The organism is Streptosporangium sp. NPDC050148 (genome assembly GCF_055586505.1).
On record NZ_JBVJIA010000001.1, the window covers coordinates 387,683 to 405,753 of the forward strand.

Sequence of the window (18,071 nt, forward strand, 5' to 3'; positions counted from 1 at the left end):
AAAAGTCGGATTTATCTGCGTAAAGGCTCTAACAGGGGGTTTATTCGGCTTTATTAGACTCGAAAACGATGCTGAAACCTTGACGAATTTGGCGTGTCATCCCTAGCCTCCTTCGTGGGAGCGTTCCCACGTCGCCGTGCCCGCACGGCGGACGACGCGCTCGGACGGGTGGAATCATCCCGGCCGCACCAGCGTCACCCGGCGGCGGAGAACATCCGCGCCGATCATCACGCCATCGAACCGGTTCGTCCCCTCTGGGACGCGCCGATCCGCTCGGCCGCCATGGGACCGCCCACTCGGGCGGCCCTGCTTCTCAACCACCGCGAGGGGGCTCGGGTGGTCCTCCTCGCCAGCACGGAGGTGTCGTGACGCGAACCGGCCTCTCACCGGCCAAGAAAGCACTGCTCGCCCAGCGTCTGGGCGGTCGCGTCGTCGCGACGTCGATCCCGCCGCGTCCGGCGGACACGGCGCCGCCGCTCTCGGCGGCACAGGAGCGCCTGTGGTTCCTGGAGCAGTACGCCCCGGGCACCGCCGCGTACACCGTGGCCTTCGCCGCGACCCTGGAGGGGGAGATCGACGAGGCGGCCCTCGGCCGCGCACTGACCGAGGTGACACTGCGGCACGAGAGCCTGCGCACCCGGGTGGTCACCACCGAGGACGGCGGCCCCGCGATCGTCGTGGACGACGCGCCCGCGACCGAACTGCGGATCACCGACGACCCCGCCGAGATCGACGCCGAGACGGCCAGGCCCTTCGACCTGGCCACCGGCCCGCTGCTGCGGGCGCTCCTGGTGCGGCGCGGCCCGGCCGAGCACGTGCTGCTGCTCACCATGCACCACGCGGTGACCGACGGCTGGTCGTGCGACATCGTCATGGAGGAACTCCTCACCCTGCACGCCGCCTACCGCGAGGACCGCGAGGCGGGGCTGCCTGCGGTGCGGGTGCGCTACGGCGACTACGCGCACTGGCAGCGCGGGCGCGAGCACGCGGAGGACGTCACGTACTGGCGGCGGCGCCTGGACGGGCTTGCCCCGCTGGAGCTGCCCACCGACCACCCCCGGCCGGCCGAGCAGGGCTGGCGGGGCGCCGCCTGCGGCGTGAGCCTGGACCCCGCCCTCACCGAGGCGATCACCGCGCTCGGCCGCTCCTGCGGCGCCACCCCGTACATGACGCTGCTGGCCGCGTTCGAGGTGCTGCTCTGGCGCCACTCGGGACAGCGTGACTTCGCCGTCGGCTCGCCCGTCTCCGGCCGGGACCTGCCCGAGCTGGAACGCGTGGTCGGGGTGTTCGTCAACTCGCTGCCGATGCGCGCCGACCTGTCCGGCGACCCCACGTTCGCCGGGCTGCTGGAGCGGGTCAGGGAGACGGCGCTGGACGCCTACGCCCACCAGGAGCTCCCCTTCGACCGGCTGGTCGGGGAGCTGGGGGTGGAGCGGGACGTCGGCCGCTCGCCGGTGTTCCAGGTGATGTTCGCCCTGCAGAACTACCGGTCCAAGCCGCTGGACACCCCGGGGCTGACCATGACCCCGCTCCCGGTCACGGTCACGGCCAGCCGCTTCGACCTTGCCCTCTACCTGTTCGACACCCCCGAGGGCCTGGTCGGGCACTTCACCTACGCCACCGCGCTGTTCCGCCCCGACACGGTCGAGCGGATGGCGGCCTGCTTCGAGCAGCTGCTGAGGTCCGTCGTCGCCGACCCGGCCGCGCGGATCTCCGAGCTGGAGTTCCTGCCGCCGGACGAGCGCCGCCGGGTGCTGGCGCTCGGCGAGTCCGGCCCGGTGACGCCGCTGGGCCCGGGTCTGCTGCACGAGGCCGTGACCGAACGCGCCCGGCTCGTCCCGGACGCCGTCGCGGTCGTCGCCGGCGAGGTCTCGCTGACCTACGCGGAGCTGGAACTGCGGGCCGGCAGGCTCGCCCGCCTGCTGCGGAACCGGGGCGTGGGCGTCGGCGACCGGGTGGCCGTCCTGCTGGAGCAGTCGGCCGAGACGGCCGTCGCGGTGCTCGGCGTGCTCAAGGCCGGTGCCGCCTACCTGCCGCTGGACCCCGAGCACCCGGCCGAGCGGCTCGCGTACGTGCTCTCCGACGCCGGCGCCAGGGCGGTCGTGACCACCCCGGAACTGCGCGACCGCGTGCCGGGCGACGTGCCCGCGGTCCTGGCCGGGGGCCCGGACGGGCGCGGGGCGGAGTACGAGGACGGCCCGGACGGACACGACGGGGAGCCCGCGCCCGGCGTCACCCCCGACGACCTGGCCTACGTCATCTACACCTCCGGGACCACCGGCCGGCCCAAGGGCGTGGCCGTGCAACACCGGCAGGTGATGGTCTACCTCGCCGGGGTGCGCGAGCGGCTGGAGATCGAACCCGGCGGGGTGTACGGGTTGCTGCAGTCCCTCGCGTTCGACTTCGGGGTCACGATCTTCTACCTCTGCCTGATGAGCGGGGGCGCGCTGCACCTGATCCCCTCCCGCACGGCCGGGCCCGAGCTGGCCGCGTACTTCCGCCGGAACGGCCTCGACTACCTCAAGATCACGCCGTCCCACCTGGCGGCGCTGCTGGCCGACGCCACCCCCGAGGAACTGCTCCCCCGCAGGCTGCTGATCCTCGGCGGCGAGGCCGCCCCCCGCGCCTGGGCGGCCGGGCTCGCGGCGACCGGGCGGTGCCGGGTGGTCAACCACTACGGCCCCACCGAGGCCACCGTCGGCGTCACCACCTACCGGGTCGTCCCGGGAAGCGTCGTCCCCGACGGCGCCCCCGGCGCCCCCGGCGCCCCCGGCGCCCCCGACGGTGTCTCCGGTGTCCCCGGTGTCCCCGGTGACGCGGTCGCGGGCGGGGGCGCGGTGGGGGCCGGAACGGTCCTGCCCATCGGCTCTCCCATGCCCGGCGCCCTGGTACGGGTACTCGACGACGACCTGCGGCCGGTCCCGGCCGGTGTGCCCGGTGAGATCTTCCTCGGCGGCGACCGGCTCGCCCGCGGGTACCTCGACCGCCCCGCTCTCACCGCCGACCGCTTCCTGCCCGACCCGTACGGCGCCCCCGGCACCCGGATGTACCGGACCGGGGACCTCGGCCGGTGGCTGCCCGGCGGGGAGCTGGAGTTCCTCGGCCGCCGCGACCTGCAACTGAAGGTCCGTGGCTACCGGGTGGAGCCGGGCGAGATCGAGGCGGTGCTCGCCGAGCACCCCCGGGTGGCGCACGCGGTCGTGGAGCTGCGCGGCGGGCGGCTGGTCGCCTACCTGGTCGCCCCGGCCGCGGGTGGCCGGGCGTCGAACGGCGCGGCCCCGAACGGCGCGGCCCCGAACGGCACGGCCCCGAACGGTGCCGTCCCCGATGGCGCGGTCACCGGCGACGCGGCCGCGGACGGTGCGGTCCCCGGCGGTGCGGAGCTGCGGTCCTGGCTGGCGGAGCGGCTCCCCGACTACATGGTCCCGGCCCGCTACCTCTGGCTGGACGAGCTGCCGCTGAAGTCGCACGGCAAGGTCGACAGGTCCAGGCTGCCCGACCCCGGCGTCGAGGCGCCGTCCGCCGGGTCCGTACCGCCCGAGACCCCGCTGGAGGAGACGGTCGCCGCGATCTGGGCGGACGTCCTGGAGGTGGAACGGGTCGGCGCGCTCGACGACTTCTTCGACCTGGGCGGCCACTCGCTGCTCGCCATGCGGGTGATCGCCCGGTTGCGCAAGGAGGTCCCCGGCCGGGTGCCGACCGTGCTGGAGCTGTTCAAGAACCGCACGGTCAGGGACCTGGCCCGGTTGCTGGAGAGCGGCGACGAGGGCACGGCCGGGCTGCTGCACCGGCTCACCCCGGCCAGGACGGCCTCGGCCACCATGGTCTGCGTCCCGTTCGGCGGCGGCAGCGCCGTCGTCTACCAGCCGCTGGCCGACGAGCTGCCCGCGGACTGGGCGCTGTACTCGGTCGCGGTCCCCGGGCACGAGCTCGGCGAGCGGTCCCGTCCCTTCGACGAGGTCGCCCGCGAGTGCGCCGACGAGATCCTCGCCGGGATCAAGGGATCGCTGGTCCTGTACGGGCACTGCGGGCTCGGCGTCATGCTGGTCACCGAGATCGCCCGCCACCTGGAGGAGGCCGGCCGCCCGGTCGACGCGATCTACCTCGGCGGGGTGTTCCCCTTCGCCCGTCCCGGCCGCGGCCTGGGCCGGCTCGGCACCCTGATGGACCGGCTGACCAGCGACCAGGGCAGGATCAACGCCCTGGCCGCGGCCGGTCTGGACGTCGAGGAGTTCGAGCGCGACCAGCTCAAGCTGATCATCGAGAACCGCCGCAACGGCACCCGGACCGCCGAGCGCTACTTCACCCGGCTGTTCGAGGAGGAGACCCGCCCGTTCCAGGCGCCGATCATCTCGGTGGTGGGGGAGCGGGACCCGGCGACCGAGTTCTACCAGGAGCGCTACCGCGAGTGGCGGCACCTGTCCGGCACCGCCGCCTGCGTGGTGCTCGACGAGGCCGGGCACTTCTTCGTGAAGTACCGCGCCCGCGAGCTGGCCGACATCCTCACCGGCACCCACCTGGCCATCGCCTCCGGGCGGACGGCGCCGCTGGAGCGCACCGAGGACTCCACCTGGTGGCTCCAGGGCGTCTCCGGGCCGCCGCCCGTCCCCGCGCCGTCCCCGGTCCCGGGATCGTCCCCGGGCCGGGCGCTGTCCCTGGTCCCCGACCCGTCCCCGGACTCCGGGGGCGCCGGGGGCTCAGGGGCGTCCGTGACCGGGCCGGACCGGCCCGCCGCGACGACGGGACCCCCGCCCGGGATGCGGCGGTTCCTGCTGGTCTCGGTCGGACAGCTCGTCTCGATCACCGGATCGGCGCTGACCGAGTTCGCCATCCCGATCTGGATCTACCTGAACACCGGCTCGCTGGTGAGGTTCGCGCTCTTCGCGGTGCTCGGCCTGGTGCCGGGCATGCTCGTGGCGCCGCTCGCCGGGGCGATCGTGGACCGCTACGACCGGCGCAAGGTCATGCTCTGCGGGGACGTCGCCGCCGGGAGCACGCAGCTCGCGCTCGGCGTGCTGCTCTGGACCGGGAACCTGCAGATCTGGCACATCTACCCGCTGCTGGTCTGCCTGTCGGTCGCGCTCACCTTCCAGCGGTTCGCGTACGGCTCGGCGATCCCGCAGCTGGTCCCCAAGCGGTTCCTCGGGCACGCCAACGGGGTGGTCCAGATGGCCACCGGCACCGCCCAGCTCATCGTGCCGCTGATCGCGACGGGCCTGATGGCCACCATCGGGCTGGAGGGCATCCTCATCATCGACGTGGTCAGCTACGCGGTCGCCACGCTGGTCCTGCTCTTCGTCCGCTTCCCGTCGGCCATGCCGTGGCGCCGCAGGGAGAGCGTCCTGGCCGAGATGGCCAACGGCATCCGCTACTCCTGGGGCAACACCGGCTTCCGCGGCATGCTCGTGTTCTTCGCGGTGCTGAACGTCTTCCTGTCACCGCTCTTCCTGATGGTCTCGCCGCTGGTGCTGTCGTTCGCCACGCTCGACGACGTCGGCGCGATCGCGTTCGCCGGAGGGCTCGGCGTCTTCCTCGGCGGCCTGACCATGACCGTCTGGGGCGGCCCCCGCAGGCGCCGCCTGTACGGGGTGCTGCTGGCCACGCTCACCCTCGCGGTGTTCTGCGTGCTCACCGGCCTGCAGCAGAACCTCGTCGTGATCGGGGCCGGGGCCTTCGGGATGTCGTTCTGCCTGACGATGCTCAACGGCGTCTACGCCACGATCATCCAGGTCAAGGTGCCGCAGCGCTTCCACGGCCGGGTCATCGCGCTCAACACGCTCGTCGCCTGGTCCACCCTGCCGATCGGCTTCGGCCTGGTGGCCCCGTACGGCAGCGCCGTGTTCGAGCCGCTGATGGCGCCCGGCGGGCCGCTGGCCGGCACGGTCGGCCTGGTGCTCGGCACCGGTGAGGGACGCGGCATCGGCTTCATGTACGTGTGCTTCGGGCTGGCCATCGCGCTCATCGCGCTGGTCGCCATGCGGGTGCGGGTGCTGGCCCGTTTCGACGTCGACGTCCCCGACGCGCTCCCCGACGACCTGGTCGGTTTCGAGACCCTGCAGAGCCGCGCCCGCAACAGAAACCGTACGGAAAAAGAAACGGAAGAGGTCAGAGCATGACCGACCCGCTGGCCCGTAGGATCGCCGGCATGATCTCCACCGCCTGCGACGGGCGGCCGACCGCTCAGGAGATCCTCGGTTCGGACGGTTCGCTGTCCGCGCTCGGTGTCACCTCGCTGGGGCTGCTCCGGCTCATCGACGCGGTGGAGGAGGAGTTCGACGTCACCCTCGACCTGGACGGCGAGGCCGCCTACCTGGACAGCTTCCCGCTGCTGGTCGGATACGTGAACGAGAGGACGCCGTGACCTCCCCGGCGACCCCGCCGACACCCGCGACCGTGACGACGACCCCGACGACCCCGACGGTCTCGCCGGTCCCGGCGAGGCCGGCTCCCGTCCCGGCCCCGGCGACCGTTCCCGGGATGCTCCGGCTGCGCGCCGCGCAGGAGCCGGAACGGGCGGCGGTCATCGTCGAGGGCGGCCCGGAGATGACCTTCGGCGAGTGGGAACGCCGCTCGGACGCGGTCGCGCACGGCCTGCTGGAGCGGGGCGTGCGGCACGGCGACCGGATCGGGCTGCTGTTCGGCAGCCGGGACTGGGCCGACTTCTCGGTCGCCTACTGCGCGGTCCTCAAGGCCGGGGCGGTCGCCGTGCCCGTCTCCGACCGGCTCGCCCCCGCCGAGGTCCGGCACATGCTGGAGCACTGCTCGGCCTCGGCGGTGCTGTGCGGGACCGGCCTGGTCCCCCCCGGCGGGAGCGACCGGTGGAGCGCGGCCGTCGCGGACCTGGAGGACGGCACGGACACCCCGCCCGACGTCCGGGTCTCACCCGGCGACCTGGCCCAGATCCTCTACACCTCCGGCACCACCGGCCTGCCCAAGGGGGTGGGCGCCAGCCACGCGAACCTGGCGTACGGCTGCGAGACCCGGCCGAACCGGCGCAGGTTCGGCCACTCGCGCAACCTGCTGCACGCCTTCCCGATCGGCACCAACGCCGGCCAGACGATGCTGATCAACGCGCTGGACGCCCGCCCGGCCATGCTCACCCTGGCGCGCTTCACCCCCGCCCGCTTCGCCAGGCTGATCGAGTCGCGGGGCGTGGGGACCGTGTTCGTGGTCCCGGCCATGGCGATCGAGTTCCTCAACGCGGGCCTGCACGAGCGGCACGACATGTCGAGCGTCCTGCTGCTCGGCTCGGCGGCCTCGGCCCTCCCACCGGCCGTGGCCGTACGGCTGGCCGCCGCCTTCCCCAAGGCGACGATCACCAACTACTACACCTCCACCGAGGCGGCCCCCGCCCAGACGATCATGATCTTCGATCCGTCCCGGCCGGGGGCGCTGGGCAGACCGGCGGCCGGAGCCGCGCTGCGCGTCGCCGACGCCCAGGGCCGCGCGCTGCCCAGGGGCGAGACCGGTGAGGTGTGGCTGCGCTCGCCCACCGCGCCGCGTTCCTACTACCGGGACGAGCGCTCCGGTACCGAGACGTTCCGTGACGGCTGGGTGCGGATGGGGGACCTCGGCTACCTGGACGACGGCGGTTACCTCCACCTCGTCGACCGGGAGGGCGACGTGGTCAAGTCGGGCGCGTTCAAGGTCTCGACGATCCAGGTGGAGGCGGCGCTGCACGAGCACGAGGACGTCGCCGAGGCCGCGGTGGTCGGCGTCCCGCACCCGGTGCTCGGCACCGTCGTGGCCGCCGCGGTGGTGCTGCGCCCCACCCGGTCCGGGCGGCCGGACGGGGAGCCGTCGGGTCCCGGGGGTCCCGGCGGGGGGTTCGCCGGGGAGCTGCGCGCCTTCCTGATGGAGCGCCTGGCCGGGCACGAGCTTCCCGACCGGGTGCTCGTGGTCGACGCCCTGCCCAGGAACCAGTCGGGAAAAGTCATCAAAAGGGAGCTGCGGGGCCTGTTCGAGGCCGCCGCGGCAGGCCGGACGGAGGGCACCTGAAATGTCGCTGCCGCTGATAGACGGATGGGAAAGGGCGTCCTTCGCCCAGCAGGGGATGTGGATCACCGAGCGGACGGGTGCCGGCGGCCGGGCCTATGCGATGCCGCTGACCGTGCGGTTCGACGGCCCGCTCGACGTGGACGCGATGCTCGCCGCCTGCGCGGCCGTCGTCGGGCGCCACCCCGTGCTCGCCGCGGTCCTGGCGGAGCGGGACGGCGAGATCCGGCTGCTCACCGGCGAGGCGCCGCCGCCGATCCGGTTCACCGACCTGTCCGGGCCCTCCGGCGAGGCCGCCCACGAGGCCGCGATCGACCAGGCCCTCGAGGCCGAGGTGGCCCGCCCCTTCGACCTGGAGACCGGCCCGCCGTCCAGGTTCACCCTGTTCAGGCTCGCCCCCGGCCGTCACCTGCTGCAGGTCGTCGCCCACCACGCCGTCTTCGACGGCATGTCGAAGGAGGTCCTGCTCCGCGACCTCGCCGCCGCCCACGCGGGGTCCGCGCAGGCCCCCCTGCCGATCTCGTACGGGGAGGCGGCCCGTGCCGAACAGGAGCGGGTGGCCGCCGCGCTGGAGGAGGCCGCGGAGTTCTGGCGCCCGCGCTGGCACGACGAGCAGGAGGTGGCGCTGCCCGGCCCGGCCCGTCCCTCGCTGCGCGCCGCCCCCGGCGACACCCTGGACCTGCACCTCGGCGACGAGGTCGCCGCGATCGCCGGGCCGCTGGGCCTGACCCGCTTCGAGACGGTGCTGGCCGTCCTGCACACGCTGCTGTACGGGTACGGCAACACCACGGTCGCGGTGGCCGTGGACCTGTCCACCAGGACCGAGGAGACGCGCGAGCACGTGGGCGCGTTCGTCAACGAGCTGCCCGTGGTGTCCCGCCCGGCGGGGACGTTCGCCGAGTTCGCCCGGTCGGTGCGGGAGGAGGTGCGGGCGATCTACCGCTTCCGGGAGGTCCCGCTGGCCAGGGCCCTGGGCGGGATCAGCCCGCGCGCCGCGCTCACCCCGGTCTCGCTCAGCTACCGGGGACGCTCGGGCGCCGACCCCTCCTTCGACGGCCTGGACGCCTCGGTCGACTGGTCGGCCTCCAACGGCGCGGTCCGCAACACCCTGCACCTGCAGATCGTCGACGGCCCGGACGGGATGCGGGCCCACCTGCGGTTCAACCCCGAGGCCATCGGCCGCGCCGCCTGCGAGCGCGTCGCCGAGGACCTGCGCGTGCTGCTGGAGGGCGTCGCCGCCCGTCCAGGCACCCCGATCGACGAGCTCCCCCTGCCCGCCCGGGTCGTCCGCGCGGTCCCGGCGGAGGCCGCGGGAGCCACGGGAGGCACGGAGGCGGCGGGCTCCGTCGCGGTCGCGTCCCCGGTGGCCGCGCCCGCCACGCAGGGGGCGGCCACCGGGGACGCGGAACTCGTGCGGGTGGTGACGGAGATCTGGTGCGAGGCGCTCGGGACGGACGAGGTCGGCCCGGAGGACGACCTGTTCGACCTCGGCGGGCACTCGCTGACCATCACCCAGATCATCGCCCGGGTCCGGGACCGACTCGGCGTCGAGCTCTCCTTCGAGGTGTTCATCGACACCCCGACCGTCGCGGGCGTCGTCGAGGAGATCGGCAGGTCCCGATGACGGCGACGGCGGACGGACTGGTGCCGCTGCCCTCCGAGACGGTGGAGTTCACGGGCGCGCGAGGCGGCGACGCGCCGTTCACCTGGGGTCAGCTGGCCTTCTGGCGGCTCACCCGGTGGCTGGACGACGACGACCCGTTCTACAACATGTCCTGGGTGCTGCCGGTCTACGGCAGGCGCGACCTCGACGCCGTCCTGTCCGCCCTGCGCGCGCTCGTCGAGCGGCACGAGGCGCTGAGGACGACGTTCGAGCAGACGCCCGAGGGACCGGTGCAGCACGTGGCCGGCCGGGGCCGGTTCACCGTCGAGGTGTTCGACACGAACGTCAAGCCGCTCGCCGCCGCCAGGGAACTGGCCGCGGGGATGGCCGCCAGGGCGTTCGAGTACGCCGTCGAGCTGCCGTTCCGCTGCGCCGTGGTGACGGTCGACGGACGCCCCAGGATGGTCGCGTTCGCCCTGTGCCACCTGGCCGTGGACGGTGGCGCGCTGGACGTGCTGGCGCGCGACTGGCGGAGCCTGCTGGCCGGGGCCGAGCCCCCGGGGCCGGTGTGGCAGCCGATGGACCAGGCCGCCTTCGAGCAGGAGGGGGCGGGCGCGGCCCGTGGCGAGCGGGCGCTGCGGCACTGGCGCGCGCAGCTGGAGCGGGTGCCCATGACCATGTTCGACTTCCCCCCCGCCGAGCCGGAGGAACCGCGGTTCATCCGGCTCGGCATGGAGTCGGTCGCCGCGGCGGCCGCGACCGAGACGCTGGCGGCGCGCTGGTCGGTGAGCGCGTCCACCGTGCTGACCACGGCGAGCGCGGTGCTGCTGAGCGCGCTCACCGGGCACCGCCAGGTGGTCATGCAGCTCATCGTGGCCAACCGGCACGACCCCCGGGTCGCGAGCATGGCGGGCACCGCGGCGCAGGACGGGCTCTTCGTCCTCGACCTGCCCGGCGGGACGTTCGCCGACGCCACCCGCGCCGGGCACCGGCAGGCGCTGACCGCCTACCGGAACGCCCAGTACGACGCGTACCGGATGATGGCGCTGCGCGAGGAGGTCGGCCGCGAGCGCGGCGGGCCGATCAACCTGTCGGCCTACTTCAACGACGCCAGGACCATCACCGACTGGCCGCACCTGCCCGCGGTGGACCCGCCGGGCGATCCGGCCGCGATCGCCGCCCTCACCGGGCGGACCAGGGTCTTCCACGTCGCCTCCTGGGCGCAGGTGGACGCCACGGCCATGTTCTCCACCGGCCCCGCCACCGACGTCTGCCAGCTCTACCTGATGGTCGACACGGCCTACGTGCCGCGCTCCACGACCCAGGCGCTGCTGCTCGGCATGGAGACGCTGCTCGTCGCCGCGGTGGCCGGGGACGTCCCGCTGGACGGGGTCGCGGAGCTGTGCGGCATCACGCCGGTGGAGCGTCCCGCCGCGACGCTGGAGCACCCGGATCCGGTGGACGCCGTTCCGATGGGCGCGAGCCCGATGGACGCCGCTCCGATCGACGCCGTTCCGATGGGCGTCGGCCCGGTGGACGCGGGTCCGATGGAGGCCGGGCGGCTCGCCGGGCAGGGCGCCGCCGTGCCCGCGACACCGGGAGGTGGCCGGTGACCGCGGAGGAGCAGGCGCCGCCGGGCTCGCGCGCGGCGCTGCTCGACCGGCTGCTGCGGCTGCCTCCCGAACGGCGCGAGGCGCTGCTGCGGGAGATCCGCGAGCGGGGCGGGAACGGCCCCGCGGGGACGACGGACCGGGACACGCCCAGGGGCACGGCCGGGAACACGCACGGGAGTGCGGCCGAGATCCCCGGGAACACGACCGGCCGGGACGCGGGCACGGACGACGGCGCGGCCGGGGAGGGTGAGGTCTGGCCGCTGTCGTTCGGGCAGGAGCGCCTGTGGTTCCTCGGCAGGTTCGACCCGGCCGACACCACGTACCACACCCCCTGGTGCGTGCGGCTGCGCGGACCGGTCGACGCCGGCGCGATCGCCGCGGCCTTCACCCGCGTCGTCGAGCGGCACCACGTGCTGCGCACCCGCTACCGGCTGGACGGGGACCGTCCCGTCCAGGTCGTCGTGCCCGCCGCGCCGGTGCCGGTGGAGTCGGTGGACGTCACCGGCGACCCCGACCCCGCCGTGGTGGAGTTCGTCGACCGGCCGTTCGACCTGGAGCACGGCCCGCCGCTGCGGGTCGCGCTGCTGCGGCTGGGCGAGGACGACGTCCTGCTCTGCATCGTCCTGCACCACATCGTCGTGGACGGCTGGTCGCTGGACGTGCTGATGCGCGAGGTGACCGAGTGCTACGCCGCCCACCGGGAGGGCAGGCCGCCGCGGCTGGAGGAGCTTCCCACCCAGTACCCGTGGGTCGCCGAGGAGGACAGGCGCCGCGCCGAGAGCGACGAGGACGCCTCGCACCTGGAGTACTGGACCAGGACGCTCGCCGGGGTGCCCGCCCTCGACCTTCCCCCGGACCGTCCCCGCCCGGCCCGCTGGAGCGGACGCGGCGGGCAGGAGAGCCTGCTCGTGCCCGACGAGACGATCACCCGGCTGGAGGAGGTCGCCAGGGCGGCGCGCTGCACGCTCTTCACCGCGCTGCTCGCCGCCTACCAGGTGACCCTGGGCGGGGCCTGCGGGCAGGACGACTTCTGCGTCGGCGTGCCGGTCGCGGGCCGGGACCGCACCGAGATCGAGCCGCTCATCGGCTACTTCGCGACCACCATGGTGATGCGCGCGGACCTGTCCGGCGACCCCACCTTCCGCGAGCTGCTCAAGCGCACCCGGCTGGCGCTCTTCCGGGGGCTGCAGCACGCCGGCACGCCGTTCGAGCGGATCCTCGGCGCGCTGCGCCTGCCCCGCGACCTGGGCAGGCCGCCGCTCTACCAGGCCATGTTCAACCTGCACAACCTGCCCAAGGGCCACCTGCTGAACACCACGATGGGCGACCTGTCGGCCGAGTTCCGTCCCGTCCCCACGGCCGGCCGTACCAAGGCCGAGGTGTCCGTGGACGCCTGGCGGGGGCCCGAGGGCCTCGGCGGCGTCCTCGACTACAGCAGTGACCTGTTCTCCGCCGAGACCGCGCGGCGCCTGACCCGGTCCTTCACCGGCGTGGTGGAGCGCGCCGGGGCCGACCCGGATCTCCGGCTGTCCGACCTGAGAGGTGCAACACCGTGGTGACGACCGTGCCGACGACGCCGAACCCGTTCCTGGGCCCGTCCCCGAACGCGGCCCCGGCCCCGGCCCCGGCGCCGGAGCCGGTGCCGGGACCCGGCGGGGACGCCGGATCCGTGCGGGAGCCGGGGACGGGACGATCCCGGGCCGGATCCGCGCACCGCTCACCCGCCCCGGCACCGGACGCGGTGGCCGTCAGCGGCCCCGGGGGCGAGCTGACCTACCGGGAGCTGTCCCGGCGGGTCGGCGACCTCGCCACCGTGCTGCGCGAGCGGGGGGTGGGCCCGGAGACACCCGTCGGGCTGTGCATGGAACGGACCACGGGGATGGTCGTCGCGCTCCTGGCGGTCTGGGCCGCGGGCGGCGCCTACGTGCCCCTCGACCCGGCCTTCCCCGAGGACAGGCTGGCCCTGATGCGCGAGGACGCCGGGATCGGCCTGGTGCTGACCCAGCCCGGCGTGGACCGGCGGCTGCTGGCCGGCGTCCCCGACGTGCTCTCCCTCACGGCCGGTGGCGAGGTCCCGCCGGTGCCGGGCGGCACGCCCGCGCCCGGTGCCGTCCCTGCCGTCCCTGCCACCCCCGGCCTTTCCGCGCCGGGTCTTCCCGTTCCCGGGCTCTCCGGCCCGGCCGGGAGCGGGCTGGCGTACGTGCTCTACACCTCGGGTTCCACCGGGCGGCCCAAGGGCGTCGAGGTGCCCGGCCGGGCGGTGGCGAACCTGCTCGCGTCGTTCGCCGACCGGCCGGGACTCCTCCCAGAGGACCGCTGGCTGGCCGTCACGACCCTGTCGTTCGACATCTCCGTGCTGGAACTGCTGCTGCCGCTGGCGTGCGGGGCGCGGGTCGTGGTGGCCTCCGCCGAGCAGGCCGCAGACGGCCCGGCACTGCGGGCGCTGGCGGTCGCCGAGCGGATCACGGTCATGCAGGCCACCCCGGCGACGTGGCGGATCCTGCTGGAGGCCGGGGGCGTACCGGAGACGGTCCGCCTGCGGCTCTGCGGGGGAGAGGCGCTGCCCCGCGACCTCGCCGACGCGCTCCTCGCGCCCGGCGCGGACCTGTGGAACGTCTACGGGCCGACCGAGACGACCGTGTGGTCCACGGCCGGGATCGTCGAGCCGCCCCCGGCCGGGATCGGCCTGGGAGGGCCGATCGCCGGGACGTTCCTGTACGTCCTCGACGAGCGCGGCCTTCCGGTGCCGGACGGCGAGGCGGGCGAGCTGCACATCGGCGGCGACGGGCTGGCCCGCGGCTACCGGGGCATGCCCGGCCCGACCGCGGCCCGGTTCCTGCCCGACCCCTTCGCCGGCCGTCCCGGGGCCCGCATGTACGCCACCGGCGACCTGGTCCGGAACGCCCCGGACGGGCGCCTGGAGTACCTCGGCCGGGCGGACCGGCAGGTCAAGATCAGAGGGTTCCGCGTCGAGCTCGGGGAGATCGAGACCGTGATGCACTCGGTGGAGGGGGTGCGCCGGGCCGCCGCGGGCGTCTGCGACGGGCCGGACGGCCTGCCCAGGCTGGTGGCGTACGTGGTCCCCGCGCCCACCCCGGCGCGGCTACCGGCGCCGGAGGACCTGTGGGAGACGCTGCGCGACCGGCTGCGCGCGAGCCTGCCCGAGTACATGGTCCCCGCGCACCTCGTCACGCTCGACGCCCTGCCGCTCACCCCCAACGGCAAGCTCGACCGCGCGGCGCTCCCCGCGCCCGACTGGACGGCGTCGCCGGCGACCCCCTACCGGGCACCCTCGACCCCCGCCGAGGACGAGCTCGCCACGATGTGGGCCGAGGTGCTGGGGGTGGACCGGCCGATCGGGGTCGACGACGACTTCTTCGAGCTCGGCGGGCACTCCCTGACCGCGGCCCGGATCATCGCCAGGGTCCAGTCGCGCTTCGGGGCCGCCGTGCCGATCGTGGCCCTCTTCGAGAACCCGACCGTCGCGGGGCTCGCCCGGTGCCTGGACGACCTGGACGACGACGACCTGGACCTCTCCGAGATCGCCGCGCTGCGCGACCGGCTCGACGGGCTCGACGCCGACGAGCTGGCCGCCATCTTCGACGAACTGGCGCCGGGCTCGTGAAGGCGCCCCTGTCCCCGGCGCAGGAGCGGCTCTGGCTCCTGCAGCGTCTCGACCCGGGCAACGCCTCCTACAACGTGTACCTGGTCCGCAGGCTCGAGGGCCCGCTGGACAGGTCCGCGCTGCTGCTCGCGCTCGCTGACGTCCTGTCCCGGCACGAGAGCCCGCGCACCCGGTTCACCGAGGAGGAGGGCGTGCCCTGGGCCGTGGTGGAGAACGACCCGCCCGCGGTCGAATGGCTGGACGCCGGCGACCGCGGTGACGCCGGACGCCTGGTGACCGAGCGGGTCAACGCCCCGTTCGACCTGGAGGCCGGGCCGCCGCTGCGCGCCGCGGTGATCCGGGTCGACGCGGGCGAGCACGTGCTCTGCCTCACGATGCACCACATCGTCGCGGACGGCTGGTCGCTCAACGTCCTCCTCGACGACCTGGCCGACTGCTACACCGCCCGGCTGTCCGGGACCGAACCCCGGCTGCGCCCGCTGCCCGTGCAGGCGAGCGACTACGCCCGCTGGCAGCGGCGCAGGGCCGGGCGGGCCGTGCCGTACTGGCGTGAGAAGCTCGCCTCCCCGCCCGCGTCGGAGCTGCCGTTCCGGCGCGCGGGGCAGGGGAGCGGGCGCGGCGAGACGCAACGCGTCCGGTTGCCCGCGGCCACGGCGCGCAGGCTGGAGTCGCTGGCCGCCGAGCACCGCACCACCCTGTTCACGGTGCTGGTCGCGGCCTACCAGACGCTGCTGCTGCGGCACACCGGGCAGGACGACGTCCTGGTCGGCACCGTCGTGGCGGGCCGTGACCGGGTCGAGCTGGAGCCGATGGTCGGGTACGTCTCCCAGACGCTGATCCTGCGCGGCGACCTGGCGAGCGATCCGCCGTTCACCGCGCTGATCGGCCGTACCCGCGGCGAGGTCCTGGGGGCGCTGGGCAATCCCGCGGTCCCCTTCGAGCAGCTCAGCCACCCGGCCGAGTCGCTGCTGCCCTCCATGCTCATCCTGCACACCCAGGACGCCGGTCCGCGACGGCCCTTCGGCGACCTGACCGTGACCGACGCCGACGCGGGTTTCCGGCAGGCCAAGGTGGACCTCCTGGTGGAGGCGTGGTCCGACGAGAACGGCCTGGAGCTGTCCTTCTGCCACGACACCGGCCTGTTCGGGACGGAGGAGGTCGGCCGCCTGGCCGCCAGGTTCGCCCTCCTGCTCGGATCCGTCGCGGCCCGCCCGGACACCCCGCTGTCGGCGCTGCCGGTCTGGACCGACGCCGACCACTCCGACATCCGCACGCTGCCGGCCGGACCGGTCCCGCCCGCCGGGTACGCGGCGCCGTCCGCCCCGGACACCGTCACGGACACCGCCACGGTCCCCGGGATGATCGCCGAGGCGGCGCGGCGGGCCCCCGGGGCGATCGCCGTGGTCTGCGGCCGGGAGAGCGTCACCTACGGCGAGCTGCTGGCCCGCGCGCGGGCGCTCGCCGGGGTCCTGCGTGAGCACGGCGTGCGGCGCGGCGACGTGGTCGGCGTCTGCCTGCCCCGCTCGGTGGAGGCGATCGTCGCGCTGCTCGCCACCTGGCAGGCCGGGGCCGCCTACCTGCCGTTCGATCCCGAGGTGCCGGACGAGCGGCTGGCCTTCTCGATGGCGGACGCCTCGGCCACCTGCCTGATCACCCTGCGCGAGGCGCCCCCGGGCCGTGTCGCCGTCGCCCCCTCCGCCGGGAACGGTGCCTCCACCGGAAACGCGACCTCCCCCGGGAGCGGTGCCTCCACCGGGGACGCGGCCTTCACCGGGAACGGGACGGCACGTGTCACCGGGGACGGTGACGCGGGCCGGATCGCGCTCGGACCGCCGGACGCCGCGTACGTCATCACCACCTCGGGCTCCACCGGCGTGCCCAAGGGGGTGCTGGTCGAGCACGGCGCGGTGGCGGCGCGGGTGCGCTGGATGCGCGCGGACTACGGCCTGACCCCGGCCGACGAGGTCGTGCAGTTCGCCTCGCTCGGCTTCGACACCCACGTCGAGGAGATCTTCCCCACGCTGGCCGCGGGGGCCAGGCTCGTCCTGCTCCCCGACGGCGCGACGTCCCTGCCCGCCCTGCTGTCCTCGCCCGCGGGCCGGACCGTCACCGTGCTCGACCTGCCGACCGCGTACTGGCACTCGCTGACCGAGGAACCGGAGGAGACGGCCTGGCCGCCCGCCCTGCGCCTGGTCGTCCTGGGTGGCGAGCAGGTCGCGGCACCTGCGGTGGAACGCTGGCGCGGCCTGCTCGGCGACCGCGTCCGGCTGGTCAACACCTACGGCCCCACCGAGGGGACGGTGATCGCCACCGCCGCCGACCTCGGGGCCGGGGACGTGGCCGGCCGCCCGCCGATCGGGACGCCGATCGGCGAGACCACCGTCCGCGTGCTCGACGGCCGGGGAGAGCCCCTGCCGCCCGGAGCGGCCGGGGAGCTGGTCATCGGCGGGGCCGGGGTGGCCCGGGGCTACCTCGGCAGGCCCGCGCTGACGGCGGGCGCGTTCGTCCCCGACCCCTACGGGGCGCCGGGAGCGCGCCGCTACCGCACCGGCGACCGGGCGCGGTGGCGTCTCGACGGGCGGCTGGAGTTCCTTGGACGGTTCGACGCGCAGCTGAAGATCAGAGGCTTCCGGATCGAACCCGGGGAGGTGGAGAGCCGCCTGCTCGCCCACCCGGAGGTACGGCAGGCCTTCGTGACCGGCCGGGGCGAGGAGCTCGTCGCCTACGTCACCGGCACCGCGGACCCGGCAGAGCTCAGGGCCCACCTGGAGCGGTCGCTGCCGCACCAGCTCGTCCCCACCTCCTGGGTGACGCTGGACGCGCTGCCGCTCACCACGAGCGGCAAGGTCGACCGGGCCGCGCTCCCCGAACCGGCCGCACCGGTCCCGTCCGCGGGGCGCGTCGAGCCGCGGACGGACGCCGAGAGGCTGGTGGCCGGGATCTGGGACGAGCTGCTCGGCGCGGGTCCGGTCGGCGTCTTCGACGACTTCTTCGCGCTGGGCGGGCACTCCCTGCTGGCGACCCGGGTGGCGGCCCGGATCAGGCGGGCCACCGGGATCGAGGTGCCGATCCGCACGGTCTTCGCCCGGAGCACGGTGGCCGGGCTCGCCGAGGCGCTGGAGGAGCTGCTGATCGAGGAACTGGAGGCGCTGTCCGACGAGGAGGCCATGGAACTGCTCGCCGACTCCTGAACCCCGACGACCGGGTCCCCGGCCGGGCCTCGTCGGCCGGGGAC

General features: G+C 74.8%; 8 protein-coding genes. All 8 read left to right on the plus strand.

Annotation, left to right across the window (positions count from 1 at the left end; genetic code table 11):
* The first annotated feature begins 365 nt into the window (after positions 1-365).
* Positions 366-6,116 (plus strand): MFS transporter, encoded by a 5,751-nt coding sequence (locus ACZ6RT_RS01690; RefSeq protein WP_470151832.1) that lies wholly within the window; start codon positions 366-368, stop codon positions 6,114-6,116.
* Complete coding sequence (locus ACZ6RT_RS01695; RefSeq protein ID WP_470151834.1) at positions 6,113-6,361, plus strand: acyl carrier protein; 249 nt, start codon at positions 6,113-6,115, stop codon at positions 6,359-6,361. Before ACZ6RT_RS01690 ends, ACZ6RT_RS01695 begins: the two co-directional genes overlap by 4 nt.
* A 116-nt stretch (positions 6,362-6,477) precedes the next feature.
* Positions 6,478-7,998: a class I adenylate-forming enzyme family protein gene (locus ACZ6RT_RS01700; protein WP_470151836.1), complete on the plus strand. Its 1,521-nt coding sequence runs from the start codon at positions 6,478-6,480 to the stop codon at positions 7,996-7,998.
* 1 nt (position 7,999) lies between these two features.
* Complete coding sequence (locus ACZ6RT_RS01705) at positions 8,000-9,619, plus strand: condensation domain-containing protein (RefSeq protein ID WP_470151837.1); 1,620 nt, start codon at positions 8,000-8,002, stop codon at positions 9,617-9,619.
* Positions 9,616-11,211 carry a condensation domain-containing protein gene (locus ACZ6RT_RS01710; RefSeq protein ID WP_470151838.1) on the plus strand — a complete coding sequence of 532 codons (1,596 nt, stop codon included), beginning with the start codon at positions 9,616-9,618 and terminating at the stop codon, positions 11,209-11,211. The genes ACZ6RT_RS01705 and ACZ6RT_RS01710 overlap by 4 nt, the downstream gene beginning before the upstream one ends.
* Positions 11,208-12,770: a condensation domain-containing protein gene (locus ACZ6RT_RS01715; RefSeq protein WP_470151840.1), complete on the plus strand. Its 1,563-nt coding sequence runs from the start codon at positions 11,208-11,210 to the stop codon at positions 12,768-12,770. Before ACZ6RT_RS01710 ends, ACZ6RT_RS01715 begins: the two co-directional genes overlap by 4 nt.
* Positions 12,764-14,836 carry a non-ribosomal peptide synthetase gene (locus ACZ6RT_RS01720; protein ID WP_470151841.1) on the plus strand — a complete coding sequence of 691 codons (2,073 nt, stop codon included), beginning with the start codon at positions 12,764-12,766 and terminating at the stop codon, positions 14,834-14,836. The genes ACZ6RT_RS01715 and ACZ6RT_RS01720 overlap by 7 nt, the downstream gene beginning before the upstream one ends.
* Positions 14,833-18,027 carry an amino acid adenylation domain-containing protein gene (locus tag ACZ6RT_RS01725; RefSeq protein WP_470151843.1) on the plus strand — a complete coding sequence of 1,065 codons (3,195 nt, stop codon included), beginning with the start codon at positions 14,833-14,835 and terminating at the stop codon, positions 18,025-18,027. Before ACZ6RT_RS01720 ends, ACZ6RT_RS01725 begins: the two co-directional genes overlap by 4 nt.
* Positions 18,028-18,071: the final 44 nt, after the last annotated feature.